General features: G+C 46.5%; 2 protein-coding genes. One reads left to right on the forward strand and one right to left on the reverse strand.

Annotated features, from left to right (window positions below):
- Positions 1-225: ATP-binding protein (locus A3729_RS05595; protein WP_231877353.1), on the forward strand; the 225-nt coding region annotated here is incomplete at its 5' end.
- A 14-nt stretch (positions 226-239) separates the two neighbouring features.
- On the opposite strand, the gene cysZ is transcribed toward A3729_RS05595, so the two are convergent.
- Positions 240-783, reverse strand: a 544-nt coding sequence (cysZ, locus tag A3729_RS05600) for a sulfate transporter CysZ (protein ID WP_068633362.1), incomplete at its 5' end; no start/stop codon positions are given.

Consider the following 783-nt stretch of genomic DNA (forward strand, 5'->3'; position numbering starts at 1 on the left):
TTGACGGAACGCTTCTATCGAACGGACCCCAGCAGAGACCACTCAAGTGGCGGCTCAGGCTTGGGCTTAGCGATCGTGAAGCATGTATTGATCAATCATAATGCCGAGCTGGAAATCCATAGTGAAGAAGGCATAGGCAGTGAGTTTATTTGTCACTTCCCGGCATCGATAATGGTTTCCAGTAGCTCGGCTAATGAACAGAAAGCGCTAGCAAATGCATCTTGATGAGCTATCTGCATTTACTTGGATAGCTTTTTCTGCGCCTCTGCTTCAAAGTTCATATTGATATTGCCTAAAGATCTTTCTTCGTTTACCCAAAATGCGACCGCGCCACACACCGCAGCGGGCAGTGCCAGAAAATTCACGATAGGCAGAAGCGTTGCCCCAAACGTTACCAGCCCAAAACCTAGTGATGTCAGACGATGGCTAGCCAGGTAGTTTTTCATATCGGGGAAGCTCATCTTATTATTATCTGCCGGGTAGTCGATATATTGAATGGCCATCATCCAGGCTGAGAAAATAATCCAGATAACAGCAATAATCACATTCAAGCCGGGGATTAAGCCTAAAACCAATAGCACTAGCACCCGCGGGATATAATAAACAAGCTTTTGGAGTTCTCGCATGATGGTTCTGGGAACCATTGCCAGTAGCTCGCTCCATGAGAAGTCTTCACCTTTATCTTGGCCGCTTAAGTGCTTTTCAGTGAGTTCTGCCAGGTAGCCATAAAAAGGAGCGCCGATTAAATTCGCGGCGGCAATAAAGCCATAAAACAGCGTCATT

The organism is Oleiphilus sp. HI0043 (genome assembly GCF_001634935.1).